The organism is Coprococcus sp. AF21-14LB (genome assembly GCF_003458885.1).
GTDB lineage: Bacteria > Bacillota > Clostridia > Lachnospirales > Lachnospiraceae > UBA9414.
This window is the reverse complement of sequence record NZ_QRVX01000118.1, coordinates 1-1,562: the sequence shown is the minus strand read 5'-3', so window position 1 is coordinate 1,562 and position 1,562 is coordinate 1. Positions and strand designations below refer to the sequence as shown.

Sequence of the window (1,562 nt, the reverse complement as noted above, 5' to 3'; positions counted from 1 at the left end):
GCTTTTTTTACTTTATAGGAAAGTTCGACTTTCGTCGAACTTTTGAATGAAAATAGCCCGCACAAAGGCGGGCAAAGGAAATAGACGGTTTGAGTTTAGAAGATATAAAAACCTTCTTCGCCGAAATCGTCATCATCCAGATCATCAAATTCGTGTAAGAAATAATCCATATCCAAAAGATCATCATCGCTCATGTCGCGGACTTCGTCAGAGTCATGCCTTCTGGAGGATTTTTAATATACTGTTCCCGAAGTTCCTTTGCAAGTTCTGCCTCAGTGATTCGTTTCATAGTGATAGCCTCCATTTCCATATTAGATACGTTGATTGTACCATGTAACAGGAGACTGTGGAAGAGAAGAAGGAGAGGCAGGAGAACGGCATCGGTGCTTACGCATCACTCTTTCATATAATTCATGCAAAGGAACAGATTCATGGTTGAAATATAACTCAAGGAAAAGCATAGTTGTACCACAAGAAGGGCATTTTAGAGGATCATAACCAAAAGTATGAAGGATAGAATCTCGCCACCGATTAAAGAAAAGGAATATTTTGTGCTTTTCCATGGAGATTGCTCTGTGAAGAGATTGGTCAGATTTACGATGTCTGGCATATATGCCGTAATAACGAATCATCTTGAAATGTTTTTCAGGGATATGCTGAGTAAGTCGTGCCATGAAATCAAGAACAGGGAGAGTTTCAGTGACCAGTTTTTCGTCTTCATGACGATTATAGTGAAAAGTAACAAATTCACCGTCGTAAGAATCAATACGAGAAGTTGCAATGACTGGTCTGCCAAGATAACGGCCAATGTACTTAATCACATGAGAGGGGTTGCATTTATTGGGCATAGCTCGAACATAAAAACCATTTTTATGTTCGGTGTAGATAGAAGCCTTAAGTTTTTTAAAGGAGTCACCGAGCTTAGAATGTAACTCGTTCAAAAGAGCCGTTTGGAATGAATCGCGCAAAAGCCTATAATTGAAGTGTTTTTTGTGACGCCAATGAAGAGAATTCCCAACGCCGCCTCGGAAATGAGACAATGGATATGGGGATTCCACTTTAAATCTCTGCCAAAGGTATGAAGAACACAGATAAAGCCAGGAGTAAAGAGTTCGGTTTTGTTATCTTTATGGAACATACGAGTGACAACACTGTTGACAGCAGAGAAAAGGCAGTTTAAAAGAGAACGGTCGTTTAAAAATAGAGGACGTAGTTCTCGAGCAATGGTAAACACACAGTGGCGATGCTGGACATTGATGATCTTAAAAGACATAGAAGTAGTTCTGTCGATGGAATACATGTTGCCGCAGGTAGGAAAAACCTAGAATGACAGCGGAAAGGAACATATTTGAAATTTCCGCAGGAAGGGCAGGCATACATGGCACCGCCAAAAGAAGGATCGCCACAATGAATCATTTTTTCTACATTTTCGATGACGGAGTCACGAGGATGTTGAATATAAATCATTTCCTCAAAATGGTCTTTAAAAATTTTTTGTAAAACATTCATAAGACTATTATGAGGGAAAATGAGAAAAAAAGAAACCCCTAACCCCTCAAGAG

Annotated in this window: 1 pseudogene; it reads right to left on the bottom strand. The window is 39.6% G+C overall.

The features are described 5' to 3' along the window. Window positions 1–380 precede the first annotated feature (380 nt). A pseudogene (locus DWX73_RS15850) lies at window positions 381–1,509 on the bottom strand (IS91 family transposase); the annotation flags it as partial. Between the last annotated feature and the right edge of the window lie 53 nt (window positions 1,510–1,562).